The sequence below is a fragment of the Variovorax sp. Varisp85 genome (assembly GCF_047304045.1).
Taxonomy (GTDB): Bacteria; Pseudomonadota; Gammaproteobacteria; order Burkholderiales; family Burkholderiaceae_C; genus Variovorax.
This window is the reverse complement of record NZ_JBGLYN010000008.1, coordinates 75,744-101,995: the sequence shown is the minus strand read 5'-3', so window position 1 is coordinate 101,995 and position 26,252 is coordinate 75,744. Positions and strand designations below refer to the sequence as shown.

The 26,252-nt window shown below is 67.7% G+C and carries 28 protein-coding genes; 10 read left to right on the top strand and 18 right to left on the bottom strand.

Features of this window, described 5'->3' with window-relative positions; genetic code table 11:
* Positions 1–78: 78 nt before the first annotated feature.
* The 6 genes from ACCC97_RS05550 to ACCC97_RS05525 form a co-directional block, all read right to left on the bottom strand.
* Positions 79–987 (bottom strand): ABC transporter permease subunit, encoded by a 909-nt coding sequence (locus ACCC97_RS05550; protein ID WP_007828433.1) that lies wholly within the window; start codon positions 985–987, stop codon positions 79–81.
* A gap of 4 nt (positions 988–991) precedes the next feature.
* Positions 992–1,996 (bottom strand): ABC transporter permease subunit, encoded by a 1,005-nt coding sequence (locus ACCC97_RS05545; protein WP_056515149.1) that lies wholly within the window; start codon positions 1,994–1,996, stop codon positions 992–994.
* Positions 1,997–2,046: 50 nt separating this feature from the next.
* Positions 2,047–3,726, bottom strand: a complete 1,680-nt coding sequence (locus ACCC97_RS05540; protein ID WP_413331813.1) for a long-chain-fatty-acid--CoA ligase — start codon at positions 3,724–3,726, stop codon at positions 2,047–2,049.
* Between the two features lie 100 nt (positions 3,727–3,826).
* On the bottom strand, positions 3,827–5,254 hold the full coding sequence (locus tag ACCC97_RS05535) for an NAD(P)(+) transhydrogenase (Re/Si-specific) subunit beta (RefSeq protein WP_007828437.1): 1,428 nt from the start codon (positions 5,252–5,254) through the stop codon (positions 3,827–3,829).
* A complete protein-coding gene (locus tag ACCC97_RS05530) occupies positions 5,251–5,580 on the bottom strand; it encodes an NAD(P) transhydrogenase subunit alpha (protein ID WP_007828438.1) in 330 nt (109 codons plus the stop codon). Before ACCC97_RS05530 ends, ACCC97_RS05535 begins: the two co-directional genes overlap by 4 nt.
* 24 nt (positions 5,581–5,604) lie before the next feature.
* On the bottom strand, positions 5,605–6,735 hold the full coding sequence (locus tag ACCC97_RS05525) for a Re/Si-specific NAD(P)(+) transhydrogenase subunit alpha (protein WP_007828439.1): 1,131 nt from the start codon (positions 6,733–6,735) through the stop codon (positions 5,605–5,607).
* Positions 6,736–7,175: 440 nt separating this feature from the next.
* Here ACCC97_RS05525 and ACCC97_RS05520 point away from each other — a divergent pair, with 440 nt between their 5' ends.
* From ACCC97_RS05520 to ACCC97_RS05510, 3 genes are all read left to right on the top strand, one after another.
* Positions 7,176–7,889, top strand: coding sequence for a response regulator transcription factor (locus ACCC97_RS05520; protein WP_042672645.1), 714 nt, complete (start codon positions 7,176–7,178; stop codon positions 7,887–7,889).
* Positions 7,890–7,987: 98 nt separating this feature from the next.
* Complete coding sequence (locus ACCC97_RS05515) at positions 7,988–8,422, top strand: DUF4019 domain-containing protein (RefSeq protein WP_007828441.1); 435 nt, start codon at positions 7,988–7,990, stop codon at positions 8,420–8,422.
* 13 nt (positions 8,423–8,435) lie between these two features.
* Positions 8,436–8,927: an NUDIX hydrolase gene (locus ACCC97_RS05510; protein WP_413331812.1), complete on the top strand. Its 492-nt coding sequence runs from the start codon at positions 8,436–8,438 to the stop codon at positions 8,925–8,927.
* A gap of 1 nt (position 8,928) precedes the next feature.
* On the opposite strand, the gene mnmA is transcribed toward ACCC97_RS05510, so the two are convergent.
* Entirely contained in the window at positions 8,929–10,035 is a 1,107-nt protein-coding gene (mnmA, locus tag ACCC97_RS05505; RefSeq protein ID WP_413331811.1) for a tRNA 2-thiouridine(34) synthase MnmA, read from the bottom strand.
* 188 nt (positions 10,036–10,223) lie between these two features.
* Here mnmA and ACCC97_RS05500 point away from each other — a divergent pair, with 188 nt between their 5' ends.
* A complete protein-coding gene (locus tag ACCC97_RS05500) occupies positions 10,224–11,954 on the top strand; it encodes a long-chain-fatty-acid--CoA ligase (RefSeq protein ID WP_413331810.1) in 1,731 nt (576 codons plus the stop codon).
* Positions 11,955–11,960: 6 nt separating this feature from the next.
* Here ACCC97_RS05500 and ACCC97_RS05495 read toward each other — a convergent pair whose 3' ends face one another.
* Positions 11,961–12,956, bottom strand: a complete 996-nt coding sequence (locus ACCC97_RS05495; protein ID WP_413331809.1) for an LLM class flavin-dependent oxidoreductase — start codon at positions 12,954–12,956, stop codon at positions 11,961–11,963.
* Positions 12,957–13,028: 72 nt separating this feature from the next.
* Complete coding sequence (locus tag ACCC97_RS05490; protein ID WP_413331808.1) at positions 13,029–13,634, bottom strand: DUF6891 domain-containing protein; 606 nt, start codon at positions 13,632–13,634, stop codon at positions 13,029–13,031.
* 218 nt (positions 13,635–13,852) lie between these two features.
* On the opposite strand from ACCC97_RS05490, the gene ACCC97_RS05485 reads away from it, so the two are divergent.
* A complete protein-coding gene (locus ACCC97_RS05485; protein ID WP_413331807.1) occupies positions 13,853–14,575 on the top strand; it encodes a hypothetical protein in 723 nt (240 codons plus the stop codon).
* Between the two features lie 79 nt (positions 14,576–14,654).
* Here the strand turns inward: ACCC97_RS05485 and ACCC97_RS05480 are convergent, their stop codons facing one another.
* Positions 14,655–15,035: a hypothetical protein gene (locus tag ACCC97_RS05480; RefSeq protein WP_007828449.1), complete on the bottom strand. Its 381-nt coding sequence runs from the start codon at positions 15,033–15,035 to the stop codon at positions 14,655–14,657.
* 258 nt (positions 15,036–15,293) lie between these two features.
* Between ACCC97_RS05480 and ACCC97_RS05475 the strand changes: the two genes are divergently transcribed.
* Positions 15,294–15,770 (top strand): DUF6314 family protein, encoded by a 477-nt coding sequence (locus ACCC97_RS05475; protein WP_413331806.1) that lies wholly within the window; start codon positions 15,294–15,296, stop codon positions 15,768–15,770.
* 9 nt (positions 15,771–15,779) lie between these two features.
* Here ACCC97_RS05475 and ACCC97_RS05470 read toward each other — a convergent pair whose 3' ends face one another.
* The 5 genes from ACCC97_RS05470 to ACCC97_RS05450 all read right to left on the bottom strand — a co-directional run bounded on the left by ACCC97_RS05470 (position 15,780) and on the right by ACCC97_RS05450 (position 20,425).
* Positions 15,780–16,373, bottom strand: coding sequence for a biotin transporter BioY (locus tag ACCC97_RS05470; RefSeq protein ID WP_413331805.1), 594 nt, complete (start codon positions 16,371–16,373; stop codon positions 15,780–15,782).
* 31 nt (positions 16,374–16,404) lie between these two features.
* On the bottom strand, positions 16,405–16,998 hold the full coding sequence (locus tag ACCC97_RS05465; protein WP_007828455.1) for an energy-coupling factor transporter transmembrane component T family protein: 594 nt from the start codon (positions 16,996–16,998) through the stop codon (positions 16,405–16,407).
* Entirely contained in the window at positions 16,991–17,737 is a 747-nt protein-coding gene (locus ACCC97_RS05460) for an energy-coupling factor ABC transporter ATP-binding protein (protein ID WP_007828457.1), read from the bottom strand. The genes ACCC97_RS05465 and ACCC97_RS05460 overlap by 8 nt, the downstream gene beginning before the upstream one ends.
* 42 nt (positions 17,738–17,779) lie before the next feature.
* Entirely contained in the window at positions 17,780–18,619 is an 840-nt protein-coding gene (locus ACCC97_RS05455; protein WP_413331804.1) for an isocitrate lyase/PEP mutase family protein, read from the bottom strand.
* A 96-nt stretch (positions 18,620–18,715) separates the two neighbouring features.
* A complete protein-coding gene (locus ACCC97_RS05450; RefSeq protein WP_413331803.1) occupies positions 18,716–20,425 on the bottom strand; it encodes a M14 family zinc carboxypeptidase in 1,710 nt (569 codons plus the stop codon).
* A gap of 98 nt (positions 20,426–20,523) precedes the next feature.
* On the opposite strand from ACCC97_RS05450, the gene ACCC97_RS05445 reads away from it, so the two are divergent.
* The 4 genes from ACCC97_RS05445 to ACCC97_RS05430 all read left to right on the top strand — a co-directional run bounded on the left by ACCC97_RS05445 (position 20,524) and on the right by ACCC97_RS05430 (position 23,270).
* Positions 20,524–21,237 carry a YebC/PmpR family DNA-binding transcriptional regulator gene (locus ACCC97_RS05445; protein WP_007828471.1) on the top strand — a complete coding sequence of 238 codons (714 nt, stop codon included), beginning with the start codon at positions 20,524–20,526 and terminating at the stop codon, positions 21,235–21,237.
* A gap of 14 nt (positions 21,238–21,251) precedes the next feature.
* Positions 21,252–21,650: a GFA family protein gene (locus tag ACCC97_RS05440; protein WP_007828473.1), complete on the top strand. Its 399-nt coding sequence runs from the start codon at positions 21,252–21,254 to the stop codon at positions 21,648–21,650.
* Positions 21,651–21,788: 138 nt separating this feature from the next.
* The gene (locus ACCC97_RS05435) at positions 21,789–22,487 is read left to right on the top strand and encodes an HAD-IA family hydrolase (RefSeq protein WP_413331802.1); all 699 of its coding nucleotides are present in this window, start codon (positions 21,789–21,791) and stop codon (positions 22,485–22,487) included.
* 111 nt (positions 22,488–22,598) lie between these two features.
* Entirely contained in the window at positions 22,599–23,270 is a 672-nt protein-coding gene (locus ACCC97_RS05430; protein ID WP_056588526.1) for a haloacid dehalogenase type II, read from the top strand.
* 39 nt (positions 23,271–23,309) lie between these two features.
* Here the strand turns inward: ACCC97_RS05430 and ACCC97_RS05425 are convergent, their stop codons facing one another.
* From ACCC97_RS05425 to ACCC97_RS05415, 3 genes are read right to left on the bottom strand one after another with little or no spacing between them, the layout of a single operon-like run.
* Positions 23,310–24,464: an NAD(P)/FAD-dependent oxidoreductase gene (locus ACCC97_RS05425; RefSeq protein WP_413331801.1), complete on the bottom strand. Its 1,155-nt coding sequence runs from the start codon at positions 24,462–24,464 to the stop codon at positions 23,310–23,312.
* The gene (locus ACCC97_RS05420; protein WP_413331800.1) at positions 24,461–25,861 is read right to left on the bottom strand and encodes an FAD-dependent oxidoreductase; all 1,401 of its coding nucleotides are present in this window, start codon (positions 25,859–25,861) and stop codon (positions 24,461–24,463) included. Before ACCC97_RS05420 ends, ACCC97_RS05425 begins: the two co-directional genes overlap by 4 nt.
* Positions 25,862–25,866: 5 nt before the next feature.
* Entirely contained in the window at positions 25,867–26,247 is a 381-nt protein-coding gene (locus ACCC97_RS05415) for a (2Fe-2S)-binding protein (RefSeq protein WP_007828483.1), read from the bottom strand.
* Between the last annotated feature and the right edge of the window lie 5 nt (positions 26,248–26,252).

Genomic DNA, 26,252 nt, shown 5'->3' with positions numbered 1-26,252 from the left:
CCCCCTTGCAGGGGGCGATACCTGCGGCCCGGCAAAGCCGGTTCCGCGGTATCCCTGGAATGAGGCGGTCAATACTGTTCATCGTTTCAATTTGGGGTCGAGCGCATCGCGCAGCCCGTCGCCCAGCAGGTTGAAGGCCAGCACGGCCGCAAGGATCGCCAGGCCCGGGAAGGTGACGACCCACCAGGCGCGCAGCACGAACTCGCGCGCGTCGGCCAGCATGGTTCCCCATTCGGGCGACGGCGGCTGCGCCCCCAGGCCGATGAAGCCGAGCGCGGCCGCGTCGAGGATGGCGGTCGAGATGCCGAGCGAGGCCTGCACGATCAGCGGTGCGGCACAGTTGGGCAGCACCTCGCGGAACATCAGGCGCAGCGTGCCGGCGCCGCTCACGCGAGCAGCGGTCACGTAGTCGCGCGAGATTTCGGCGATGACGGCCGCACGCGTGATGCGCACATAGTGCGGCAGCACGACGATGGCCACGGCGATCATCGCGTTGATCAGCCCCGGTCCGAGGATCGCGACGATCACGATCGCCATCAGCAGGCTCGGCATCGTGAGCACGATGTCCATCAACCGCATGATCGCGATCTCGAGCACGCCGCGGAAGAAGCCCGCGATCAGCCCGAGCACCACGCCCACGGCCACCGAAATGGCCACCACCGCGACGCCGATGGACAGCGACAGCCGTGCGCCGTGCATCAGGCGCGAGAGGATGTCGCGCCCGATCGCGTCGGTGCCGAGCAGGTAGCTCGCGGAACCGCCCTGCTGCCACGCTGGCGGCAGCAGGAAGACGGCGCTGTTGGTCTCGTTGGGCGCGTGCGGTGCGATCCACGGCGCGAACAGCGCGACCAGCAGCAGCACGACGATGGTGGCGAGCCCGATGACCGCGCCGCGGTTGGCAGAGAAGGCCGTCCAGAACTCGCGCCAGGGTCCTGGGGGCGCCGCGCTTCTTGTGCCGGCCGGGACTGCTTGTTGTGTCGTCGCCATGGCTTCAGTGCCTGATGCGCGGGTTGATGACGCCGTAGGCCACATCGACCAGCAGGTTGACCAGCATCACGATTCCTCCGAGCAGCAGCATGCCGCCCTGCAGCACCGGATAGTCGCGCCGGCCGATGGCCTCGATGAGCCACTTGCCGACACCGGGCCAGGAGAAGATGGTCTCGGTGAGGATGGCGCCCGTGAAGAGCACGCCCACCTGCAGCCCGATGACGGTCACGACCGGGATCAGCGCATTGCGCAGCGCATGCAGCCCCACCACGCGAAAGCGCGACAGCCCCTTGGCGCGCGCGGTGCGAATGTAGTCCTCGCCCAGCACTTCGAGCATGGCCGAGCGCGTCATGCGCGCAATGACCGCGAGCGGCACCGTGCCGAGCACGATGGCCGGCAGGATCAGGTGGTGCAATGCCGACCAGAAGGCACCGATGTCGCCGGCGCGCAGGGAGTCGATCAGCAGGAAGCCGGTTTCGGGCTCGATGTAGTACTGCACCGCGATGCGGCCCGACACAGGCGTCCACCCGAGCTGCACCGAGAAGAACAGGATCAGCAGCAACCCCCACCAGAAGATCGGCATCGAGTAGCCGGTGAGCGAGGTGGCCATCACGCCGTGGTCGAAGATGGAATTGCGCCGCACTGCCGCGAGGATGCCTGCCGGCAGCCCGAGCAGCAGCGCGAAAAGAATGGCGCAGGCCGCGAGCTCGACCGTGGCCGGAAAGAGCGCGAGGAACTCGCTCATCACCGTGTCCTGCGTGATCAGCGACTTGCCGAGGTCGCCGTGCAGCACGCGCCCGATGTAGATGCCGTACTGCACGATCACCGGCTTGTCGAAGCCGTACGCGGTGCGCAGCTGGGCGTGGCGCACGGGGTCGATCCCGCGCTCGCCGGCCATCGTCTCGATGGGGTCGCCCGGCACCAGCCGGATGAGGAAGAAAGCGAGCAGCGTCATGCCGATGAAGGTCGGCACCAGCAGGCTCACGCGGGTCAGGAGGAATCGAAACATCGACCGCGAATATGCAAGATCGATGCCGCAGCCCTCACCGGGCCGAACCCTTACTTCTTCGCGTCGCGCAACTCGCGGCGAAGGATCTTTCCGACCGGTGTCTTCGGCATGTCGCTACGAAACTCCACGATTCGCGGCTGCTTGTAACCCGTAAGGTTTGCCCGGCAGTATTCGCGCACCTGCGCTTCCGTGAGCGAAGGGTCTTTCTTGACGATCACCAGCTTCACGGCCTCGCCGGTTTTCTCGTCGGGCACGCCGACCGCGGCGCATTCGAGCACGCCCGGAATCAGTGCAACCACGTCCTCGACCTCGTTCGGGTACACGTTGAAGCCCGACACCAGGATCATGTCCTTCTTGCGGTCGACCACCTTGAAGTAGCCGCGCTCGTCGACCACGCCGATGTCGCCGCTCTTGAAGTAACCGTCGGGCGTCATGACCTTGGCGGTCTCGTCGGGGCGCTGCCAGTAGCCGGCCATCACCTGCGGGCCCTTGATGGCGATTTCGCCGCGCTCGCCGGCCGGTACTTCGTTGCCGTCGTCGTCGAGCAGCTTGAGCCAGGTGCTCGGCAGCGGCAGGCCGATGGTGCCGGTGTAGGCAGTGCTGTTGGTCGGGTTGCAGGTGGCCGACGGCGAGGTTTCCGACAGGCCGTAGCCTTCGCAGATCGGGCAGCCGGTCTTCTCGAGCCACAGCTTCGCCACCGCGGCCTGCACCGCCATGCCGCCGCCGACCGAGACCTTGAGGTTCTTCCAGTTGACGGTGTTGAAGTCGGGGTGGTTCGCCAGCCCGTTGAACAGCGTGTTGACAGCCGGGAAGCTGTGGATGGTGTGCTTCGACAGCTCCTTCAGCACGCCCGCGATGTCACGCGGATTCGGAATCAGGATCAGCTTGCCGCCCGTGCGCATGTTCAGCATCATGCCGACCGTGAACGCGAAGATGTGATACAGCGGCAGGGCGCACACGCTGGTGGGCTGCTCGCCGGCCGGCACCTTGTTCATGACCGGCTCGTTCCACGCCTCGGACTGCAGCACGTTCGCGATCACGTTGCGATGCAGCAGCACTGCGCCCTTCGACACGCCGGTGGTACCGCCGGTGTACTGCAGCACGGCCACGTCGTCGGGTCCGATGGCCACGGGCTTCACCGAAGCACTCGCGCCCTTGTCGAGCGCTTCGTTGAAACGCACCGCACCCGGCAGGCTGAACTGGGGCACCAGCTTCTTGACGCTGCGCACCATGTAGTTGACGAGCGCACCCTTCAGGAAGCCGAGGCGGTCGCCCATGGAGGCCAGCACGATGTGCCTGATCGGCGTGGCTGCGATGCATTGCTGCAGCGTGGTGCCGAAGTTCTCCATGATGACGATCGCCTTCGCGCCCGAATCCTTGAGCTGGTGCTCGAGTTCGCGGGGCGTGTACAGCGGATTCACGTTGACCAGGATCAGGCCGGCGCGCAGGGTGCCCGCCACCGCGATCGGGTACTGCGGGCAGTTGGGCATCATGACCGCCACGCGGTCACCCTTGGCCAGGCCCAGACTCTGCAGGTAACCTGCGAAGGCCTTGCTCTGCCTGTCGGTCTCGCCGTAGCTGATGTCCTTGCCCATGAAGCTGTAGGCCGTGCGGTCGGCGTACTTCGCGAAGCTCTCTTCCATGAGTGCGACCAGCGAGGTGTACTGCGAGGCATCGATATCGGCGGGCACGCCCTGCGGATAGCTGCTGAGCCAGGGACGATCGGTCATTGGATTTGTCTCCTCCGGGAGTCGGACTGTTGAAAACGAAAACGGCGCACGAGGTGGCGCCGCGAAGAGCTCGCCCGCTGCGCGGGCGTGGACCTTCGGCCTATTCGATGGCCTTGCCCATATCTTCCACTACTTTTTTTGCGTCGCCAAAGACCATCATCGTCTTGTCCATGTAGAACAGCTCGTTGTCCAGGCCCGCATAACCGGCGGCCATGGAGCGCTTGTTCACGATGACGGTCTTGGCCTTGTAGGCCTCCAGGATCGGCATGCCATAGATCGGCGTGCCCTTGGTGAGCGCGGCCGGGTTCACCACGTCGTTGGCCCCCAGGATGATCGCCACGTCCGCCTGCGCAAACTCGCCGTTGATGTCTTCCATCTCGAACACCTGGTCGTACGGCACCTCGGCCTCGGCCAGCAGCACGTTCATGTGGCCCGGCATGCGCCCGGCCACCGGGTGGATCGCGTACTTCACGGTCACGCCCTTGTGCGTGAGCTTCTCCGCCAGCTCGTTGACCGCATGCTGCGCGCGCGCCACCGCCAGGCCGTAGCCCGGCACGATGATCACGGTCTCGGCGTTGGACAGCATGTAGGCCGCGTCGTCGGCGCTGCCGCTCTTGACCGGACGCTGTTCCTTCGCACCGCCGCCCGCGCTGACCGCCTCGCCGCCGAAGCCGCCCAGGATCACGTTGAAGAACGAGCGGTTCATCGCCTTGCACATGATGTAGCTCAGGATCGCGCCCGAGCTGCCCACGAGGCTGCCCGCCACGATCAGCATCGCGTTGTTCAGGCTGAAGCCGATGCCCGCGGCCGCCCAGCCCGAGTAGCTGTTGAGCATCGACACCACCACCGGCATGTCGGCCCCGCCGATCGGGATGATGATGAGCACGCCCATCACGAAGGCCAGCGCCAGCATCGCGAAGAAGGCCGGCCAGCTCTCGGTGAACATGAACACCAGACCCAGGCCGATCATGGCCAGGCCGAGCACGAGGTTCAGCATGTGCTGGCCCGCGAACTGCACCGGCGCGCCCTGGAACAGGCGGAACTTGTAGGTGCCCGAGAGCTTGCCGAAGGCGATGACCGAGCCGCTGAAGGTGATGGCGCCGATGGCCGCCCCCAGGAACAGCTCGAGCCGGTTGCCGGTGGGGATGGGCGCGCCCTTGGCGATGCCTTCGAGCATGGCCGCGGGTTCGACCACGGCCGCGACCGCGATGAACACCGCCGCCAGGCCGATCATGCTGTGGAAGAAGGCCACCAGCTCGGGCATCTTGGTCATCTCGACCGTCTTGGCGCGCCAGGCGCCGTAGCCGCCGCCGGCCACCAGCCCCAGCAGCACCCAGGCCAGGCCCATGAGGTGGCCGCCGGCGATGTTGTAGATCAGCGCGCCGGTGGTAAGCACGGCGATGGCCATGCCGGCCATGCCGAAGACGTTGCCGCGGATCGAAGTGGTGGGATGGCTCAGGCCCTTCAAGGCCTGGATGAAGCAGACGCTGGCGATCAGGTACAGCAGCGTGACGACGTTCATGCTCATTGGGCTGCTCCTGCGTCAGCCTTCGGTGCGGCCTTCTTTTCCTTCTTCTTGAACATCTCGAGCATGCGCCGCGTGACGAGGAAGCCGCCGAAGATGTTCACCGCCGCGAGAGCGACCGCGAGCACGCCCATGGTCTTGCCCAGGCCTGTTTCGGTGAGCGCGGCCGCCAGCATGGCGCCCACGATCACGATGGCCGAGATGGCGTTGGTCACGGCCATCAGCGGCGTGTGCAGCGCGGGCGTGACGGTCCACACCACGTGGTAGCCCACGTAGATGGCCAGCACGAAGATGATCAGGTTGATGACGGTATGGGAAACGGGATCCATGGGTTCTTCTCCTCGCGTGTTCGCTTACTTCTTCGTGACCTGGCCGTCCTGCGTGACGCGGCAGGCGGCGACGATGTCGTCCTCGAGGTCGATCTTCAGCGCACCTTCCTTGGTGACGATGAGCTTGAGGAAGTCGAGCACGTTGCGCGCATAGAGCGCCGACGCATCGGCCGCCACCAGCGCCGCGAGGTTGGTCTCGCCCACGATGGTCACGCCGTGCTTGATCACGGTCCTGTCGGCCTCCGACAGCGGGCAGTTGCCGCCCACGCCGTCGGGCCCCTTGCCGGCTGCGATGTCGACGATGACGGAACCCGGCTTCATCGACTTGACCATGTCCTCGGTGATGAGCGTCGGCGCGGCGCGCCCCGGGATGAGTGCAGTGCTGATGACGACATCGGCGAGCGCCACGCGCTTGGCGACTTCGATCTGCTGGCGCGCGAGCCAGCTCGCGGGCATCGGCTTGGCGTAGCCGCCGACGCCGACGGCTGCTTCCTTTTCTTCATCGGTGTCGTAGGAGACTTCGATGAACTTGCCGCCCAGCGATTCGATCTGCTCCTTCACGCTGGGACGCACGTCGGAAGCCTCGATGACGGCACCCAGGCGCTTGGCGGTGGCAATGGCCTGCAGGCCCGCCACGCCGACGCCCAGGATGACCACGCGTGCAGCCTTCACGGTGCCGGCGGCGGTCATCAGCATGGGGAAGAAGCGCTGGTATTTGTCGGCCGCGATCATCACGGCCTTGTAGCCGGCGATGTTGGCCTGCGACGAGAGCACGTCCATGCTTTGGGCGCGGGTGGTGCGCGGGGCGGCTTCGAGCGCGAAGCCGGTGACACCGGCAGAGGCCAGGCGTTGCAGGCCCGCGGCATCGAAGGGATTGAGCATGCCGATGACGACGGCGCCGGACTTCAGCAGCGCGGTCTCCGCATCGGTGGGCGTGCGCACCTTGAGCACCATGTCGGCGGCGAATGCGGCGTTCATGTTGGTGATCTCGGCACCGGCGGCCTGGTAGGCGGCATCGGTGACGCTGGCGGCAACGCCAGCCCCCGACTGCACCCGTACGGTGTGCCCCGAGGCCACCAGTTTCTTCACCGTTTCGGGTGTAACAGCCACGCGGGTTTCGCCAGCCAGTGTCTCGGCAGGCACGCCTATCAGCATAGAGATCTCCTCAGAGCAAGGGGGCAAACGGAACGCGGGCAGAGCTTACAGCAAGATTACAAGCCTTCGTTGTCGCAAAAACGCTCTGTGGTTTTCGCCCCAAAGTGCCGATGAACGTTGTCGCCACCGCTATTCATTCAATAGCGAATTCGGATATTCGATAGCGCGTTCGAGGGAGGCGACACGCGTCCATCCTCGACTGGCCAAGAAAATTAAGGCTGTTTGTCCAGTAAAAAATTGTTAACAGTCATTAATGAGATTCACAATCAAATCTGCCATTTGCATCCAATCGTCACCAAATTTATTAACAATTAATCTGGAAAACGCGATTTGCGTGCATTAGTTGCGGCCTTTGAACTTTACGTTAGTCGCAGATGGATACACTTCGACCCCAAATCGTCAGCTCACCGAGACTGACGAAGGAGGAAGAAGGGGATGGAATGCGAATTGCAGTACTCGACGACGGTGTAGATCAACCCAAGCGGATCAGCCAAACCATGACGGCACTCGAGCACGAGTGCCATTCCTATACGGAAGGAAGGGCGCTGTTGCAGGCGATGCGCCGGCAGACCTTCGACCTGCTGATACTCGACTGGAATCTGCCCGACATGAAGGGCCCCGACGTCGTGAAGTCCATCCGCCGCGAACTCAATAGCCGGCTTCCCATTCTTTTCGTGACCGACAGGCACGACGAGGGAGATTTGGTCGAAGGCCTCAATGCGGGCGCGGACGACTTCATGGTCAAGCCCGCCCGCGCCGGTGAACTCGAAGCTCGCGTGAATGCGCTGCTGCGCCGCTCCTACCCGGCCCAGCACGAGGCCGAGCTGATCTTCGGCCCCTACCACTTCTATCCGCCCTCGCGGCTCCTGAAGGTTCGCGGGGTGCAGGTCGAGTTGAAGAACCGGGAGTACGAACTCGCGCTGTTCCTGTTCCAGAACCTCGGGCGGCTGCTCTCGCGCGAACACCTGCACGAGGCCGTCTGGGGCCTTGGCGTCGAGGCGCTGTCGCGATCGCTCGACACCCACATCTCGCGCCTGCGGACCAAGCTCGACCTGCGCCCCGCGAATGGTTTCCTGCTGCTGGCCATCTACGGCCTGGGGTACAGGCTGGAAACGATCGAGGCCGATGCGCTGTCGGGGACCGGCGTGCGCTGAGCCGGGAATCTCCGGCACGCTAAAGTCTCGAACGGTTTCCACCGTTGCGCCCCCAGCCTTGCAGGATTGGCTGTGAGCCCCCAGAAAGATTGAGACGAATGAACCCGATGATCCGATTGCTGCTCGCAGCCACGTTGCTCTGGAGCTGGTTCGGCCCGGCCGCCGCACAAGAGGTCGAAGCCAGCGACATGGTGCGAGGCGGCATGCAGGTGATCCAGATGATCGACCAGGGCAAGGCCGGCGAACTGTGGGACGGCGCCACCCCCGCCGCCCGCAAGCGCGTGACGCGCAACGATTTCACCACCCAGATCGCCAGGAGTCGCGCCCCGATCGGCGCACCGCAGATGCGCATCTGGGTGTCGGTCAACCGCCAGATCGTGGCCGACGCCGACGGCGATACGGCCGGCCAGTACGTCAGCGTCGAATACGAGACCCGCTTCGCGAACAAGCCCGACGGCACCTTGCGCGAACTCGTGAGCTTTCACCTCGACAGCGATCGTGTCTGGCGCTTCAGCGGCTACGCGCTGAAATAAGAAGGCCGAAAACATGGCAGCAGGCCCGCGCTGGAAACCCAACGTCACCGTGGCCGCGGTGATCGAGCGCGACGGGCGCTTCCTGCTGGTCGAGGAGCAGACTGCCGATGGCCTGCGGCTCAACACGCCCGCGGGGCACCTCGACCCCGGCGAATCCCCGGCCGAGGGCTGCGTGCGCGAAACCCTCGAGGAAACCGCCCATCATTTCACGCCAACGGCGCTCATCGGCGTCTACATGGCGCGCTCCCGGCCGCTGGCCGAACGGGGCGAAGACACCACCTACATGCGCTTCGCCTTCGCGGGCACGCTGGGCGCGTTCGAAGAAGGCCGCCCGCTCGATGAAGGCATCGTGCGCACCGTCTGGATGACGGCGGATGAAATCCGCGCCAGCGTGGCGCGGCACCGCAGCCCGCTGCTGCTGCAGTGCATCGAAGACCATCTGGCGGGCAAGCGCCACCCGCTGGACGTGGTCCACGTCGACGAATCGGTGCGCTCGGCGCCCTGAGTCAGACGATGACGCCGCCGCCAAGGCAGCGTTCACCGTCGTAGAGCACGGCCGACTGCCCAGGCGTGACGGCCCATTGCGGCTCACCGAAGCGCAAGGCGAAGGCGGCGCCGGAGTCTTCCCCGGCATCCATTTCGCAGGCCGCATCGGCCTGCCGGTAGCGCGCCTTCGAGCCGTAGCTGCCCGGCGCCGGCGGCTCGCCGGAGACCCAGCTCGCATCGTCCGCCTTCAGCGCCGACGACAGCAGCCACGGATGGTCGTGCCCCTGCACCACCCACAGCGTGTTCTTCTCGACGTCCTTGCGCGCCACGAACCACGGCGAATGGTCGCCCGAGCCGCGCTGTGCGCCCCTCTCCTTCACGCCGCCGATGCCCAGCCCCTGCCGCTGCCCCAGCGTGTAGAAGCTCAGCCCCTGGTGCTCGCCCAGCTTGCGGCCGCGGTCGTCCTTGATGGGGCCGGGCTCCTTGGAGATGTAGCGGTTGAGGAACTCGCGGAACGGCCGTTCGCCGATGAAGCAGATGCCGGTCGAGTCCTTCTTCTTCGCGTTGGGCAGGCCGATCTCTTCCGCGATGCGGCGCACCTCGGTCTTGTGCAGTTCGCCGACCGGGAACAGCGTCTTCGACAGCTGCGCCTGGTTCAGGCGGTGCAGGAAGTAGCTCTGGTCCTTCGACGGATCGAGCCCCTTGAGCAGTTCGTGCTTGCCGGTGCCCTCGTTCAGGCGCACGCGCGCATAGTGCCCGGTCGCGATCTTCTCGGCACCGAGCCGCATGGCATGGTCGAGGAAGGCCTTGAACTTGATCTCGGCGTTGCACAGCACGTCGGGGTTCGGCGTGCGGCCGGCCTTGTATTCGCGCAGGAACTCGGCGAACACGCGGTCCTTGTAGTCGGCCGCGAAGTTGACGTGCTCGATCTCGATGCCCAGCACGTCGGCCACGCTGGCGGCGTCCACGAAGTCGATGTTCGACGAGCAGTATTCGCTGTCGTCGTCGTCTTCCCAGTTCTTCATGAAGATGCCGACCACCTCGTGCCCCTGCTGCTTGAGCAGGTGCGCCGTCACCGCGGAGTCCACTCCGCCACTCAGTCCCACAACGATCCGATGCTTTGCCATAAGCCCCCTATTGTCCCAGCCCCGTCGAAGGGGCTTCCGGCGTGTGGGAAATCGGGAAAACCCGTGTCGCCGGTTTGTCAGCGCACGGGCCATCGACGGGAGGGCCGGCGCTAAAGTGATTCCGGACGAAGGCGGCAGCAAGACCCGCCACGCCATTCACGAGACCACCGCAAGCGGAGACAAGACGCATGGCCACACCTTCCACCGCCTCGAATTCCGGCGACACCCTCCCCTGGACACGCGCCTACCCCGCGGGCATGCGCTGGGACGCCGAGCTGCCCGTGAAGCCGGTGCAGCAGATGCTCGACGAGGCCGTCGAGCGCTGGCCCGAGCGCTCCGCCGTCGAGTTCATGGGCCAGGTCATCACCTACCGCGAACTCGGCGCCGCCGTCGAGCGCGCGGCCAAGGGCCTGCAGGACCTGGGCGTGAAGCCCGGCGTGCACGTTGGCCTCTACCTGCCGAACACGCCGCACTACCCGATCGCCTTCATCGCCGTGCTGAAAGCCGGCGGCACGGTGGTGAACTATTCGCCGCTCGACGCCGAGCGCGTGCTGGCCCACAAGATCGAGGACAGCCGCACCGACATCCTCATCACGCTCGACCTCGTCAACCTCTACCCGCAGATGGCGCGCCTGCTCGACAACTCCCGCCTGAAGACGCTGGTGGTCGGCAGCCTCGGCGACTACGGCGCCATGGGCGACAAGGTGCAGGCCCAGCTGCAGGGCGCCGGCCAGATCGCCCCCGTGCCCGTGGACGACCGGCACGTGCGCTTCACCGACCTGCTCAGGAGCGAAGGCGCCCACAAGACCTATCCGCTGGGCGACCTCGCCGAAGAGATCGTGGTGCTCCAGTACACCGGCGGCACCACCGGCCTGCCCAAGGGCGCGATGCTCACGCACGCCAATCTCACGTCGGCCTCGGCGCAGTACTACGAATCGACCAAGGGCGATCCGCCCATCCTGGCCGAGGGCACCGAGCGCTTCCTGGTGGTGCTGCCGCTCTTCCACATCTTCGCGCTCAGCGCCGCGATGCTGCTCGGCGTGCGCCTGGGCGCGGCGCTGGTGCTGCACACGCGCTTCGACGTCGACGCGGTGATGGACGAGCTCGCCGCCAGCCGGATCAGCGTGTTCCCCGGCGTGCCGACGATGTACACCGCCATCCTCTCGCACCCCAAGGCGAAGGAGATGGACCTGCGCTCGCTCAAGTTCTGCGGCTCCGGCGGCGCGCCGCTGCCGGTGGAAGTGGAGCAGCGCTTCTTCGAGCTCACCGGCTGCCACCTCAACGAGGGCTGGGGCATGACCGAGACCTCGCCCGTGGGCACCTTCACGCCCGCACGCGGCCTGCGCAAGGCAGGCTCGTGCGGCATGCCGCTGCCGCAGGTGCGCATCAAGCTCGTGAGCCTGGACGATCCCTCGAAGGACGTCACCACCTTCGGCGAGGCTGGCGAGCTCTGCATCAAGGGCCCGAACGTGATGAAGGGCTACTGGAACAACCCCAAGGCCACGGCCGAGTCGATGACGGCCGACGGCTACTTCCGCAGCGGCGACGTGGCGAAGATGGATTCCGACGGCTACCTCTACATCGTCGACCGCACCAAGGACATGCTGCTTTGCGGCGGCTACAACGTCTATCCGCGCGTGCTGGAAGAGGCGGTGTACGAGCATCCCTCGGTGGCCGAGGTCTGCGTGATCGGCATCCCCGACGAGTACCGCGGCCAGTCGCCCAAGGCCTTCGTGAAGCTGAAGGAAGGCGCGCCCGAATTGACGCTCGACGAGCTCAAGTCATTCCTGAAGAACCGCCTCGGCAAGCACGAGATGATCGGCGCGCTGGAGATCCGCGCCGAGCTGCCCAAGACACCCGTGGGCAAGCTCTCGAAGAAGGATCTCGTCGACGAGGAAGCCCGCAAGCGGGCGGCGTGAGCCAGGCTACTGCTTCTTCTGCTGGCCGAACGCCTCGGCCAGCAGCTCGTAGGAGCGCAGCCGGGCGACATGGTCGAACACCTGTGAGGTGATCATGAGTTCGTCGGCGCCGGTGCGTGCGACGAAAGCTTCCACGCCCTTCTTCACCGTCTCGACCGAGCCGACCGCCGAGCACGACAGCACCGAGTCGAGCAGCGCGTTCTCCGCCGGCCCGACCTTCTGGCGGTAGTTTTCCACCGGCGGCGGCAGGCGCCCCGGCCGGCCGCTGCGCAGGTTCACGAAAGCCTGCTGCCACGAGGTGGCGCGGAACTCGGCTTCGGCATCGGTGTCGGCCGCGAACACGTTGAAGCCCAGCATCACGTACGGCTTCTGCAGCTGCGCCGAGGGTTTGAAGGTCTCGCGATAGATCTGGATGGCCTGCATGATCTGCTGCGGCGCGAAGTGCGAGGCAAAGGCGTAGGGCAGGCCCAGGTGCGCCGCGAGCTGCGCGCCGAAGGTGCTCGAACCGAGGATCCACACCGGCACCTCGAGCCCCGCGCCGGGCACGGCACGCACCGGCTGCTGCGGCGTCTTCGACATGAAGTCCATCAGCTCGATCACGTCCTGCGGAAACTGGTCCGCGTCCGATTCGAGGTTGCGCCGCAAGGCCCGCGCGGTGCGCTGGTCGGAGCCCGGTGCGCGCCCGAGGCCGAGGTCGATGCGCCCCGGGTACAGCGACTCCAGCGTGCCGAACTGCTCGGCGATCACAAGCGGCGAATGGTTCGGCAGCATCACGCCGCCGGCGCCGATGCGGATGGTCGACGTGCCCGCCCCCACATACGACAGCAGCACCGCAGTGGCCGCGCTCGCGATGCCCGGCATGCCGTGGTGCTCGGCCAGCCAGTAGCGCGTGTAGCCCAGCTTCTCGCCATGCTGCGCCAGCGAGAGCGAGTTGCGGAACGACTGCGCGGCGTCGCTGCCTTCGGTGATCGGGGAAAGGTCGAGGATCGATAACGGAATCATGGCGCGATCATGGCGCGAACCGCCGAAGCCGTCGCGCGAGGGGCTATTCGGTTGGGTATGGCGTCATCACGCTCACGCGCCGGGGCTCCGCTTGCGCCATCGGCCGAGGTCGGCTTCGATGCGCTCGTCGACGTTGCCGCTCCAATGCGCGCCAAAGCCGGCCGCGCGCAGCAACTCCACGATGCGGTGGCCCACCACCACGGTGTTGGCTTCGCGCTGTTCGATCTCGGGGATCATGCCGCCGCTGAAGGCCAGGCGCAGGCGGCCGGTGCGCACCGCGGTGTCGAGGTCCTGCGAGTGATAGAAGCAGCAGCCGCGAACGCCCGAGGCCAGCCGCCCCGCGGCGCGCCACTGCTCGCGCACGTCGTCGTGGCCGTCGGCCAGCGTGTTGCCCGCGCGATGCAGCGCAATGATCTTCTCGCCGCGCAGCTGCGCGAAGACCGCTTCGAGCCGGTCGTATTCGGTCTGCGCAGGCCACCCGGATTCAGCCGCGCGCTTGGCGGCGCAGGCGCGTGCGGCCTCGGCCTTCACCCAGGCACGGTCCTCGGCGGAGAGCTCATCCGGATCGAGGTACTCGTCGGTGATCATCCATTCGACGTCGGCATCGGGATGGAAGCCGCTCCACACAAGATCGTGGATGCGTCCGCGTGTGTCTTCGGGATCGAGAGTGAGGGCCATGCGTGTTGGGTTGCCGCATCGGCGGCGACGAATCGTGCTTTCTTGTTTGTCTGCTGGCGGGAGCGGTTTATTTTCGCCCACCGCACCAGAGCGGCGCAGTAATGCGAAAGCATGAGCCCCTGCGGCCACCCCTTCCGCGCCGCGCCATCATGAAGGATGCGCCAGGACAAGGCAATGCAACGCGGCCCCCTGCGGCTGGCTATGCTCGGCGGCTCTTCATGCCGCAGCGCCATCCTTCCATCGACCTGATCGCCCACCCTCGCGTGGCCGGGCTGCCGCCTTTCGACGAACACGTGCCCACCGAATGGTGCTCCGACGCGCCGCAGGCCACCGAGCGCATGCAGAAGCCGTTCTCCGACTGGATCGCATGGCTGGTCGCGCTGGCGGTGCTGGCCTTCATGGCCGCGTTCGGCTTCCAGGCCATCACGTGGTCGCTGCGCGGCGGCTGGCAGTGGCTCTGGCTGCTGGTGGGGCTGCCGTTCTCCGGCATCTTCTCGGTGTCGACGGTAATGTTCCTCGTGACCACGCTGCGCGAGCGCCGCCGCGTGCGCGTGGCACTCGAAAACATGTCGCTCGAACGCGGCGAAGGCTTCCGCGCGGACATGCCGCTGGACCAGCGCCTGCGCGCGACAGTGCCGCCCGCGCGGGACGGCGAACGCACCGCGGCGCCGGAGCGCATCGGCGTGCGCCTGATGCAGCGCGCGATCCGCCACGACCCCGACGGCCACGCCGTGCTGGTCGACGAGTGCCGCGACGAAACGGTGGCGCATTGCGAAGCCACCGACGATGCGCGCGGCAGCCGGCGGGTCTATGCGTGGACGCTGCGCGCGGGCCCAGCGCACGAAGGCGCGACGCAATGGTTCATCACGCTGCACGACGCGGCGCTGCCCGGCGGCCCGCCCTTCCTCGTGGCGGCGCTGCGGGAACTGCCTTCGGGCTGAGCCGGCCAAAAAAAACCGGGCCATGCAAACGCATGGCCCGGTTTCTGTCTTTCGCCAGGCGGGAGGCTGCCGCGGCGGATTACAGCGGCAGGCTGTCGCCGCGGGCTGCAGCGCGGGCGGCAGCACGCACCGCGGCGCGGTCCACCGTGCTGGCCAAGACCGGTGCCGCAACGGCGGAAGCGCCTTCGGCATACGGATCGGCGCTGTGCGCAGCGGCCACGGCATCGGCGCGAACGGCGGCGCGGCTGACGGTCGAGACGATCGCGCGGGCCGGGCCGGCATCGGCGCCGGTGGCGTAGGGGTTGGCGCTGTGGGCAGCAACCACGGCCTGGCCGGCGACGTCGGCGCGGCTGGCGGCCGAGGTCAGCTGGTGCACGCCTTCGTACGATTCAGCGTGAGCGGCGCCGGCAGCGGCCAGCAGGGCGATGGAGATAGCGGAGAGGAGCTTCGAGGCGGTCATTTGGATGTCCTTCAATTCGTTTCAGTTCTTTTGCACTTGGATGATTTCGAACCGGTCTTGGGTGGGTCACCGCCCCGTCGGGGGGCGGCCACCTCGCTCGGGGCCCTGTTCACCCAGATCGGCTTGGGGCCGGTCTGTGAGATGAATTGTGCGCCGTTATCTAAGTAAAAACCCTTAGCAAACAGAACCACGGCGTTCACACGTTGGAAACAATCACCCGTTTCCGGAGGAGATCGCGGCTTGCCGTAGAGTCTTTGCATGCGCGAGCCCGCCTCCCCTCTTCCACCCCTGTCGGCCTGGGGCACTGCGGACACCGTCTTCGACGGGCTGGCAGGCGCGTGGGACCTGGAGCGGACCATCGAGGACCAGGCCTCCATGAGCGGCGTCGCGGTGTTCACGCCGCTCGAGGCTGGAATGCTGAAGTACCGCGAAGAGGGCCGGATCCGGCTGGCCGACGGCAAGGAGTTCGACGGGCATCGCGAATACTTCTTCGAGCGCACTCCCGGTGGCTTCGCGGTGCACTTTGCCGAGAGCCCGACGCGCCTGTTCCATGCCATCGGCATCGTGCGCGACGGCGATGTGCTCGCGGGGTCGGCCACTCACCTGTGCACGCCCGACACCTACGACAGCGGCTATCGCTTTCTGCCGGACGGCTCCTTCACGATCCGCCACGCGGTGCGCGGCCCGCGCAAGGACTACCTCTCGGCCACCGTCTTCACACGGCGCGGCGGCTAGATCGACCGGTCAGTCGCGGTCGAGGCGCCAGCCCGGCATGCCGCGCATCACGGTCTGCACGAGCATCGCGCAGAGGCCGCACTTGATCAGGTCGCCGGGAATGAAGACCAGCATGGCCAGCGCCGCTTTCGGCAGCGGCATGTGGGCCACCCACGACAGCCCGACGATGCCGAAGGCATAGATCACGAAGATGCCGCCGACCACCGACGACAGGAAGGCCGCCGCCAGCAGGGGCAGGCCCGTGGCGCCAGCCATGCGGCGCACCGCCAGGCGCATCAGCAGGCCGCAGGCGAAGGCGCCGAACATCCAGCCGAACAGGAAGCCCGACGTCGGCCCCACGAACACGCTCAGGCCGCCTCGGCCGCCGGGCAGCAACGGCAGGCCCAGCGCCACCGTGAGCAGGAACAGCGCGATGGCCAGGAAGCCGCGGCGCGGCCCCAGCAGGCAGCCCGCCAGCATCACGCCCAGCGACTGCAGCGTGATCGGCACGCCGAACGGCGGGTCGATCTTCGGGATCAGGCCGAACACCGCCATCAGCGCCGCGAACAGAGCGATGTAGGAGAGCGAGCGGGACGAAGTGAGGGAGCCTGTGGTGGTGGTCATGGCGATCGCTTTCGAGGAATAGGACTGGAGTTCAGCGCCCGAGCCGCGCGGCCAGCGCATCGGCCACGCGCTCCGCCGTCTGCAGCGTGCGGATGGTCAGCGGTGCCAGCAGCCGCAGGCCGCCGCCATGGCCTGCGCGCGCGCGGTAGGCGTCGTCGAGGCGCTGCCACTGCACGTAGAAATTCTCGGCGAAGCGCAGCATCAGGCCAAGCCCGAGCGCGATCCGCTCGGTCGGCACACCGAAGCGCTGCAGCGGGTGCAGCACGGCCTCGAGTACCGCCAGCAGGTCTTCGAAGCGCGTGGTCAGGGTGAGCATCAGCGCGAGCGTGGCCGCGCTGGCAAGGCGCAGCGCGCTGGCCACGCCGAGCGGGGTCGTGCCCATCGCCCAGTGGAAGCCGACGATCATCCCGCCCGCGATCGCCACGCCGAGCAGCATGCGCGCGCGGCGCCATGCGGGCGGCCCGAGCAAAGCGAAGATCAGCAGCACCACCGCACAGGCGATGGCCAGGTGCACCGGCCGTTCGACCAGCACCAGCAGCGTGCCGCACACCGACAGCAGCGCGAGCTTGACCCACGCGGCGATCGCATGCATCCACGTCGGCTGCTCCGAGTAGAGGCTACGCACGGCGGCCCCGCTCCGATGCGGCGCGCTCGCGCACGTTCTCGGCGTAGGCCTCGCACACCTCGCGGCCCGGCCCGTCGGCGCGCACCCTGCCCTGTTCGAGCCACAGCACGCGCTCGAAGTCGTAGACGTGTTCGAGCAGGTGCGTGGACACGAGGATCTGGTGATCGCTGGCGTCGAGCTGCGCGGCCAGCCGCGCCTGGCTCAGCAGGTCGAGGCTGGCGAAGGGCTCGTCGAGCAGCAGCGTGGCGGGCTCGCTGATCTGCAAGGCCAGCAGGCAAACCTGCTGGCGCTGGCCCTGGCTCAGCTCGCCCACCGCGCGAGCGGCCCAGGCCTCGAGCCCGCGCCGAGCGAGGAAGTCGCGTGCCTGCTGCCGCGCCGCCTGCCGCGTTTCGCCGCGCGCGGTGAGGCTGAAGGCCAGTTCCTCGGCCACGGTCGGAAAGATGATCTGGTCGTCGGGGTTCTGGAACATCAGCCCCACGTGCTTCGACAGCTGCCTGCGGTCGGCCTGCGTGTCGCAGCCATGCACCACCACCCGGCCCTGCTGCGGCTGGTCGAGCCCGCTGATCAGGCGGAACAGGCTGCTCTTGCCCGCCCCGTTGTCGCCGATCAGGCCGATGCGCGCCTCCTGCAGGTGGAGCGTCAGCCCCTCGAAGACATGCTGGCTGCCGCGCACCAGCGTCACCGCTTCGAGGCGGATGCTGTGCGGGGAATCGGGTTCGGGCGGGGTCGGCTGCGGCAAGGGGCGCCCACTGTACCCGAACGCACCCTTGCGGCGCGGAGCTCAGGGCGTGGCGGCGAAGAGCCCGTTGATCTCACCGACCGACAGCATGCCCTCGCCCATCGCGCCGAAGCGGCCATGCTGGAAGGCCTCCCTGGCGATGCGGCCGACCAGCCCCAGCGCCGACTGCAGCGGGCCGCAACCGAGGCTGATGCGCCGCGCGCCGGCACGCGCAAAGCCCTCGGCCGGCGGTGCACCGGCATAGCCCGCATACACGTTCACGGGCAGGCTCACCGCACCGGCCATGCCGGTGATTTCTTCGAGGCTGGACATGCCGGGCACGAAGATGCCGTCGGCGCCCGCCGCCGCGTAGAGCCGAGCGCGGCGCTTCGCCTCCTCGAAGCGCACCGCCGGGTCGTCCCAAGGCACGAAGTAGACGTCGGTGCGCGCGTTGATGAAAAAGCGCGCGTCCAGCTTGCGGATGGCGGCGATGCGCTCGCACAGCACCTCCGGTGACGCCAGCTCGCGCGTGCCCGGCCGCGTGCCGTCCTCGATATTGATACCGGCCGCACCCATGTCGATCAGCTCGCCCGCCACGTCGCACACCGCCTGCGCGCTGTCGCCGAAGCCGCTTTCGATGTCGACGCTCACCGGCACGCTCGCCACGCGGCAGATGCGCGCACAGGCCGCGAGCAACTCGCTCGCCGGCATGCGCTCGCCGTCCGCGTAGCCGAGCGACCAGGCCATGCCCGCGCTGGTGGTGCCGAGGGCCGTGGCCCCGGCGCGCTCGACGATGCGCGCGCTGGCGGCGTCCCAGGCGTTCACCAGCACCAATGGGTCGGGCCCGGCGTGCAGGCGATGAAAGATGCCGGCTTGCTGCCGTGACGATTCGGCGGAATGCATGTGTGAGGGCCCGAGGGCGTTGTGGAATGACTGCAGCGTAAGGGTGTCCCGCATCCAGGACTTGGAAAAACTTGCTCCTGCCGCGCTCTGCGCCGCTCAGGAAGCCATCAGCGCCACCACCGGATAGCGCCGCCACCCGGGCTCCGCATGGCGCTGTCCATGGGCGAAGAGAAAACCCAGTACCGCTTGCGGATCGGACAGCTTGTCGGGGTGATCGACCTTCCATTGCTCGAACTGCCGCTTCAGCGCGGGTTCTTCCTCCAGCATCCGAAGCGCGGTGTCCTCGAAGACGTAGGCCGAGAAGTTCTCCTTCTTCTCCAGCACGCTGTTGAAGAAGCCCCAGCGGAAGAAGCTGTCGTGGGCTTCGGGCTCCAGCGTCTCGACCACGTAGCGGGCATTGGCCTGGTCCAGCGGCACCCACACGTCGCCCGCATGCGCCTGGAAGGGCTCGGTGTGCGCAGCGAGCACCACCTCGTCATGGAACATGTGCCCTTCGTAGGCGTTCGCGCGGGAGACCACGCTCCGGATGCGATACACGCGCGCCGCATCGAACAGCCGGTCCGCTTCGAGACGTTGCAACTCGACGCCATTCCACGCCAGCCGCTCGATCACTTCGCGCCAGGCCCGGGGCACGAGATAGGCCTTGGGCGCGGCGACGGACGCGACTTCGACGCAGCGGTCGAAGTGCACGATGTCCTTCTCCCAAGGCTGGCCGCGGTCGTAGGCCAGGCGCTCATAAGTACCCAGCCGGCTGGGCGTGCGAACCGCGCGATAGCCCTTGAAGCGCAGGCTCGCCGGCCGGCTGCGGTCGTTGCGCCATGCCAGCGACCAGCGCGCCTGTTGCGCCGTGGCGGCCCGGGCCTCGCGGCGCAGTTCCTGAATGCGCGCCGCATGCCCCACGGTGAACTCCAGCACCACCTCGACCAACGTCCGCATGGCAGCCACGCGGTCGGCAAAGGGCTTGAGCATGTGGGTCTCGGGCATGAAGCCGATGGTGTGGTGCAGCGCGGCATAGCCGGTGGAAAAGCGCGGCAGGTCGAGGAAATCCTCGATGCCGTCGTCCGGCGTCTCGGCCAGCAGGTTCACGTATGGGCAGGTTGGCCAGCCGCGCCGGTCCATGCCGGCGTAGATCGCCGGCAGCATGCTCTCGCGCAGGAACTGTCCCAGCCCGCCGCCCAGCTTGTCGGGCTGGGTCGGGATCAGCGTCATGGTGTAGCTGTAGTCTGCGCCGTTGGAGGTGTGGGTGTCGACCATCACGTCCGGGTCCCACGCGGTGAAGAACTTGTTGAACACCTGCGCGGCGAGGCTGTCGCACTTGATGAAGTCGCGGTTCAGGTCGAGGTGCCGGCCGTTGCCGCGGAAACCGAACGACTCGGGGCCGAGCTGGTTCACGCGCGAGGTGTCCTGGCGGTTGATGCAGCCGTCCACGTTGTAGACCGGAATGAACAGGAACACGGTGCCGCCCAGCGCCGCGAGCTGCTCGGGCCGGGTGCAGAAATCGCGCACCAGCGCCATGCAGGCGTCGATGCCCTCGGGCTCGCCGGGGTGGATGCCGTTGTTGTTGAAGAACACCGGGCGGCCCTGCTGCTTGAGCGTCTCGCGGTCGAACACGCCGTCCGCAGTGACCACGCCGGCGTGAAGGGGAACGCCGGTGTCCGACACGCCGATCTCGCCCCAGTGCAGCACGCCGGGAAAGTGGTCGGCCAGCCGCTGGTAGAAGGCCACGCATTCGGCCCAGGTGGTGGTCTGGTTGCCGTTGCCTGCCTCGAACGGCGTGGAGTACGGTGTGGCTCGTGAAGAGGTCATGGGAAGAAGGCTACAGTAGTCGCCCCAATCCGGTCGTCCAGCCCTTCTTTCTGCAAAAGAGCCAGACAAGGCCGCAACACACATTCGAGGAATCAGACATGGGCGCCCAATGGAAAGCAAAACACAAGGACCTGGCGGCCAATGCCAAGGGCCGGCTCTTCGGCAAGCTCGCCAAGGAAATCATGATCGCCGCGCGCGCGGGCGCCGACCCGGCCTCCAACTCGCGCCTGCGGCTGGTCGTGGAGCAGGCCCGCAAGGTCTCGATGCCCAAGGAAACGCTCGACCGCGCCATCAAGAAGGGCGCGGGACTCACGGGCGAGGCGGTGCATTTCGAGCACGTGATCTACGAAGGCTTCGCGCCGCACCGCGTGCCGGTGATGGTCGAGTGCCTGACCGACAACGTGAACCGCACCGCGCCTGAAATGCGCGTGCTGTTCCGCAAGGGCCAGCTGGGCACCTCGGGCTCGGTGTCGTGGGACTTCGACCACGTCGGCATGATCGAAGCCGAACCCGCCAGGCCCGACGCCGACCCCGAAGTGGCCGCCATCGAAGCCGGCGCGCAAGACTTCGAGCCGGCCGGCGAAGGCCATGCGGCGGTCTTCCTGACCGACCCCACCGACCTCGACCTCGTGAGCCGCGCATTGCCGGCCCAGGGCTTCACCGTGCTGTCGGCCAAGCTGGGCTACAAGCCGAAGAACCCGGTCGATCCGGCGAGCCTGAGCGCGGAAGACCTGGAAGAAGTCGAAACCTTTCTGGCGGCCATCGACGCGAACGACGACGTGCAGAACGTGTTCGTGGGCCTGGCGGGTTGAGCTCCCGGCCGCGCATGCTCGCCGGCAGATGCCTGTGCGGCGCGGTCCACTACTCGGTGGCGGATGAGTTTGCCTACGCGCTGAACTGCCATTGCTCCGACTGCCGGCGCGCGACGGGCTCGGCCTTCAAGCCCTTCGCGGGCATCGAGCGCGGCAAGTTCGCCATCACGCAGGGCGAGAACAGCATCACGGTCTACGGCAAGCCTGACGCGGGCGACCTGCACTGCGCCAAGTGCGGCTCGCTGCTGTGCTCGGTCGTGCGAGGCGGGCAGTTCGTGCACGTCACGCTGGGCACGCTGGTCGACACGCCCACCGTCCGGCCGAGCGCGCACATCTTCGTCGGCTCGAAGGCTCCGTGGTTCACGATCACGGACGACCTGCCGCAACACAAGGGCCACGCCGGCGGGAACTGAACCGCCCGCGCAAGAAGATGCCGGCCCGGCGCCGACAACGACATCCTGTGCCGTAGCGCGGCCCCAGTTCGGGCCTGCGCAAGCAGGGAGCGCTCCTATGCTCGATGAACTCTCTTTCTTCATCCGTGGAGCTTTCCCATGTCACTGCAAGATTTCAAGGTCCTCACCTTCGATGTCGTCGGCACGCTGATCGACTTCGAGGGCGGCATGCTCGCCTACCTGCGCAGCGCGGCGCCCGATGCCGACGTGAGCGATGACGACTTCCTCGCCGCCTACCGGCGAGCCCGCGCTGATGGCAGCGCCGGCTGGTATCCCGACGACCTCGAGCGCTGCTGGCACGCCATCGCCCCCGCGCTGGGCCTGCCCGACACGGATGCCATTGCGAAGGGCCTGCGCGACTCGGTCGCCCGGTGGCCGGCGTTCCCCGATTCGGTGGAAGCGCTGAAGCGGCTCGGCAAGCGCTTCAAGCTGGTGACGATGACCAACGCGCAGGCCTGGGCGCTGGCGCATTTCGACAAGACCCTGGGCTCGCCCTTCGACATGCTGCTGAGCTGCGACGACGCACTGTGCGAGAAACCCGACGCGCGCTATTTCGCCTACGCCCGCGGCCGCTTCGAAGGCGCTTGGGGGTTCAAGCAGGCGGACAACCTGCACGTGGCGCAAAGCCAGTACCACGACATCGGCATCTCGAAACAGCTCGGCATCGCCACCTGCTGGATCGAGCGCCGCCATGCGCAGAAGGGCTCCGGCGGCACCATCGAGTCGAAGCACACCGTGCCCGACCATCACTTCCACACGCTGGCCGAGCTGGCCGATGCGGTCGAGGCGAGGCGCTGAGCACGGCGGCCATCGCCATCGCAACGCCTTCGTCATGATGACCGCCCAAGGCACCCTGCCTGCCATCGATCCATTCCCATATCGCGATTCGAATATTCACGAGGAGCTTCCATGACCACTGTCTTCCGGCCCAAGTACATCAGCTTCGATTGCTACGGCACTCTCACCAACTTCCAGATGGCACCGATGGCGCGCAGGCTCTTCGCCGACCGCGTCAGTCCGGAAAACATCGAACAGTTCTGCCAGGACTTCGCAGCCTACCGGCTCGACGAGGTGCTGGGCGACTGGCAGCCCTACTACGACGTCGTCTACAACTCGGTCCTGCGCACCTGCAACCGCTGGGGCGTGCCGTTCCGCGAGGCCGACGTCTCGGAAATCTACAACGCCGTGCCCACCTGGGGCCCGCACCCGGACGTGACCGCGGGCCTGGCCAGGATCGCCGACAAGATCCCTCTGGTCATCATCTCGAACGCCATGGACGCGCAGCTCGTGCACAACGTGAAGCTGCTCGGCGTGCCCTTCCACCGGGTCTACACGGCGCAGCAGGCCAAGGCCTACAAGCCCCGCCTGCGCGCCTTCGAATACATGATCGACTCGTTGAACGCGAAGCCGGAAGACTTCCTGCACGTGTCGTCGTCGATGCGCTATGACCACATGTCGGCGCGCGACGTGGGCATCAAGGACAAGGCTTTCGTCAATCGCAAGCACGAACCCGGTGTTCCAGCCTACGGCACGACCGAGATCTCCGACATCGGCGGCCTGCCGGCGCTGGTCGGCCTCTGAGTCTGGCGCGATCGCCGGTCATGCCGGCTATCGCTTCTTTCAAGCCGCCCGTTTCTGCGAAGCCGCCGCAAAGCGCCCGATGGAGAAGCTCTCGATCGGCGTCGACGTGCGGCCGGTGGCGATCAGCTCGGCCATGGTCTCGCCCACGCCGGGGCTGATCGCGAAGCCCTCGCCGCAGAAGCCGAAGGCGTAGTGCAGGCCGGGCACGCGGGCGCTGGGTCCCATCACCGGCTGCCAGTCGGCGATGTAGCCCTCGATGCCGCTCCACACGCGGATCAGCTGCACGTGTTCGAACGCCGGCACCACGCGGCGCAGTTCGCGCATCTGGCGCAGCACGTTGTCGGGCTTGACGTAGGCGCGGATACGGTCGGCGTGCGCCGGCCCCTTGAGGCCGCCGCCGAAGACGATGTTGCCGCGCGAGATCTGGCGGAAATACAGCCCCTCTTGCTCGATCGGCGAGGAGACGCCGATCGACGGACCTACCGCATAGGGCAGCGGCTCGGTCACGCCCATCTGCGGTCCGCGCGCCTCCATCGGCACGGGCTCGCCGAACTGCTCGGCCATGCGGTTCGACCAGGCGCCGCAGGCCACGAGCAGCTGCGGCGCGCGAAAGCGCCGGCCGTCCGCGGTGTGCGCCGCGAAGCCCCCGTCGTCACGCTCGACCTTCATCACCTCGGCATGCTCGACGATGTTCGCGCCCGCGCGCCGCGCCGCCCGCGCGAAGGCCGGTCCGGCCAGGCGCGGGTTGGCATGGCCGTCGTTCGGCGACAGCGAACCGCTCACCACCTCGGGTGCGAAGATGCCCCAGCGCTTGCGCAGCTGCGCGGCACTGAAGAGCTCCAGGTCGAGGCCCAGCGGCTTCACGTCTCTCGCGTGCTGCTCGAGCACCACGGCCTGCTGCTCGGTGTAGCAAACGCGCAGGTGGCCGTAGGGCACGAACTCCAGGTCTTCGCCGAGCAGTTCGTTCACGCGGCCCCAGACGGCGCGCGCGCGGTTGGCCAGCGGCATCTGCGCCAGCACGCGGCCCTGGCGGCGCACGTTGCCGAAGTTGGTGCCGCTGGCCTGCCGGCCCACCAGTTCGCGCTCGAGCAGCGTGACCGACAGGCCGTGCTGGCGGCGCAGGAAGAAGGCGGCGGTGGTGCCCATCAGGCCACCGCCGAGCACCAGCACGTCGGTGTTCGTGGTTTCGCTCATGGACTGACCTCGCGCGTATTCATCATCAATGGCTTGACCGGCGCCTGCGAACGCAGGCGACCCACCAGTTGCACCGGCACGCCGCTGGCCTGCGCCACGATCTCGGCCGACGCATGGCCGCAGAAACGGCCCTGGCAGCGCCCCATGCCGACGCGGCTGAAGGCCTTGGCGCGATTGACTTCGTGGCTGTCCATCTCGTTGACACAGCGGCGCAGTTCGCCCGCCGTCACGGCTTCGCAGCGGCACACGACCGCCTCGTCGGGCAGTGCCGCGGCCTGCGCATGCGGCCACGGAAAGGCGCGCGCGAGACCTTCGCGGAAGCGGTTCATCTGCGCCAGCGTGCGGCGCAGCGCGGCGGACTCCGTGTCGTAGAGCGCGCGGCCCGGCGCGTGGCCGAGGTCGGCCAGCGCCGCGAGCGCGGCCAGCCGGCCGGCGGCCTCGGCGCCGTCGGCACCGAGGATGCGGACGCCGTCACCAGCCAGGTACACGCCGCGCGTGCTGCTGCGGCCGTCGGCATCGATGTGCGGCAGCCACTGCCGGCTCACGGGTTCGAAGTCGAACTCGCAGCGCGCGAGATCGGCCAGCTGCGTCTCTGCGCGCAGGTGCCAGCCGAGGCCGACGGCATCGCACGCGAAGCGCTGCTCGCGCCCCCGGGCATCGCGCACGGCAACGGCCTGCACGCCGAGGCTGTCGTCGCCATCGATGGCGAGCGGCACCACGCCTTGCAGCACCGGCACGCCCGCGCTGCGCAGCCCGCGGATCAGCGCGAGCCCGCGCAGCGCCAGCCGCGGCCGCGCGAGCAGCCCGCGCACGGCACTCCAGGACTTGGCGGCCGGCGCGGTGTCGAGCACCGCCGCCACCTGAGCGCCGGCCTGCACGTACTGCGACGCCACGAGATACAGCAGCGGGCCGCTGCCCATGAAGACCACGCGCGAACCGATGGCGCAGGCCTGCGCCTTCAGCGCGATCTGCGAGGCGCCCAGGCTGTAGCAGCCGGCGCGGTGCCAGCCCGCCACGGGCATCAGGCGGTCGGTCGCGCCGCTGCAGACCAGCAAGGCATCGAACGGCAGCACCTGCGGCTCGCCGGCATGCACGACGTGCAGCGCGCCCTCGCTCACGTTCCAGGCCAGCGTCTCGCCGCGGTAGTCGATGTGGGCGCGCAGCGCGTCGAAGTCGTGGTGCAGCGCCTGTGCCTTCTCGGCTTCGGTGCCGTAGAGCTTGGCGTAGGGCCGCTTGAAGCCTTCGGGCTGGCGGCGGTAGATCTGTCCGCCGTCGCGCCGGCCTTCGTCCACCACCACGGGCCGAACGCCGGCGCGCACCAGCGCCTGAGCGGCGCGCACGCCCGCAGGGCCGATGCCGACCACGACGATGCGCGGCGAAGGCGAAGTTGGCGGCATCGCGCTCACCGCACGGCCGCCGCGGCGCCGCGCGCCAGCAGCTGCTGCAGGTCGGGCGTGGCGGGCCAATGGGCCGCGGGCGGCCGCGTGAGCACCGACATCCCCGCCTCGACGGGCGTCGAGCAGGCGCGCAGCCGCTCGCCCGCCGGCGTCCACACCCAGCAATCCTGGCAGGCGCCCATCAGGCAGAAGCCGGCGCGAGGTCCGTCGCCGAACTCGCTGTCGCGCACGCGCCGTCCATTGCTCAGCAGCGCCACCAGCAGGGTGTCGCCGGCCAGCGCGGTGCGGGCCTCGCCGTCGATGTGCAGCGTCAACGCGGGCCGGTCGGTCTCCGCGAGCCGCACGAAGCGGTTGGGCAAAGCAGAGGGGAGAAGGGTTTCGGGCATGGATG

Coding starts and splice junctions, on each gene's coding strand:
- ACCC97_RS05530 (WP_007828438.1), bottom strand. CDS start 5,580: ATGGATCCCGTTTCCCATACCGTCATCAACCTGATCATCTTCGTGCTG.
- mnmA (WP_413331811.1), bottom strand. CDS start 10,035: ATGGCAAAGCATCGGATCGTTGTGGGACTGAGTGGCGGAGTGGACTCC.
- ACCC97_RS05425 (WP_413331801.1), bottom strand. CDS start 24,464: ATGAGCGAAACCACGAACACCGACGTGCTGGTGCTCGGCGGTGGCCTG.
- ACCC97_RS05495 (WP_413331809.1), bottom strand. CDS start 12,956: ATGATTCCGTTATCGATCCTCGACCTTTCCCCGATCACCGAAGGCAGC.
- ACCC97_RS05520 (WP_042672645.1), top strand. CDS start 7,176: ATGCGAATTGCAGTACTCGACGACGGTGTAGATCAACCCAAGCGGATC.
- ACCC97_RS05445 (WP_007828471.1), top strand. CDS start 20,524: ATGGGCGCCCAATGGAAAGCAAAACACAAGGACCTGGCGGCCAATGCC.
- ACCC97_RS05550 (WP_007828433.1), bottom strand. CDS start 987: ATGGCGACGACACAACAAGCAGTCCCGGCCGGCACAAGAAGCGCGGCG.
- ACCC97_RS05475 (WP_413331806.1), top strand. CDS start 15,294: ATGCGCGAGCCCGCCTCCCCTCTTCCACCCCTGTCGGCCTGGGGCACT.
- ACCC97_RS05435 (WP_413331802.1), top strand. CDS start 21,789: ATGTCACTGCAAGATTTCAAGGTCCTCACCTTCGATGTCGTCGGCACG.
- ACCC97_RS05415 (WP_007828483.1), bottom strand. CDS start 26,247: ATGCCCGAAACCCTTCTCCCCTCTGCTTTGCCCAACCGCTTCGTGCGG.
- ACCC97_RS05440 (WP_007828473.1), top strand. CDS start 21,252: ATGCTCGCCGGCAGATGCCTGTGCGGCGCGGTCCACTACTCGGTGGCG.
- ACCC97_RS05535 (WP_007828437.1), bottom strand. CDS start 5,254: ATGAGCATGAACGTCGTCACGCTGCTGTACCTGATCGCCAGCGTCTGC.
- ACCC97_RS05540 (WP_413331813.1), bottom strand. CDS start 3,726: ATGACCGATCGTCCCTGGCTCAGCAGCTATCCGCAGGGCGTGCCCGCC.
- ACCC97_RS05430 (WP_056588526.1), top strand. CDS start 22,599: ATGACCACTGTCTTCCGGCCCAAGTACATCAGCTTCGATTGCTACGGC.
- ACCC97_RS05500 (WP_413331810.1), top strand. CDS start 10,224: ATGGCCACACCTTCCACCGCCTCGAATTCCGGCGACACCCTCCCCTGG.
- ACCC97_RS05420 (WP_413331800.1), bottom strand. CDS start 25,861: ATGCCGCCAACTTCGCCTTCGCCGCGCATCGTCGTGGTCGGCATCGGC.
- ACCC97_RS05480 (WP_007828449.1), bottom strand. CDS start 15,035: ATGACCGCCTCGAAGCTCCTCTCCGCTATCTCCATCGCCCTGCTGGCC.
- ACCC97_RS05525 (WP_007828439.1), bottom strand. CDS start 6,735: ATGCTGATAGGCGTGCCTGCCGAGACACTGGCTGGCGAAACCCGCGTG.
- ACCC97_RS05545 (WP_056515149.1), bottom strand. CDS start 1,996: ATGTTTCGATTCCTCCTGACCCGCGTGAGCCTGCTGGTGCCGACCTTC.
- ACCC97_RS05490 (WP_413331808.1), bottom strand. CDS start 13,634: ATGGCCCTCACTCTCGATCCCGAAGACACACGCGGACGCATCCACGAT.
- ACCC97_RS05510 (WP_413331812.1), top strand. CDS start 8,436: ATGGCAGCAGGCCCGCGCTGGAAACCCAACGTCACCGTGGCCGCGGTG.
- ACCC97_RS05485 (WP_413331807.1), top strand. CDS start 13,853: ATGCCGCAGCGCCATCCTTCCATCGACCTGATCGCCCACCCTCGCGTG.
- ACCC97_RS05450 (WP_413331803.1), bottom strand. CDS start 20,425: ATGACCTCTTCACGAGCCACACCGTACTCCACGCCGTTCGAGGCAGGC.
- ACCC97_RS05470 (WP_413331805.1), bottom strand. CDS start 16,373: ATGACCACCACCACAGGCTCCCTCACTTCGTCCCGCTCGCTCTCCTAC.
- ACCC97_RS05515 (WP_007828441.1), top strand. CDS start 7,988: ATGAACCCGATGATCCGATTGCTGCTCGCAGCCACGTTGCTCTGGAGC.
- ACCC97_RS05455 (WP_413331804.1), bottom strand. CDS start 18,619: ATGCATTCCGCCGAATCGTCACGGCAGCAAGCCGGCATCTTTCATCGC.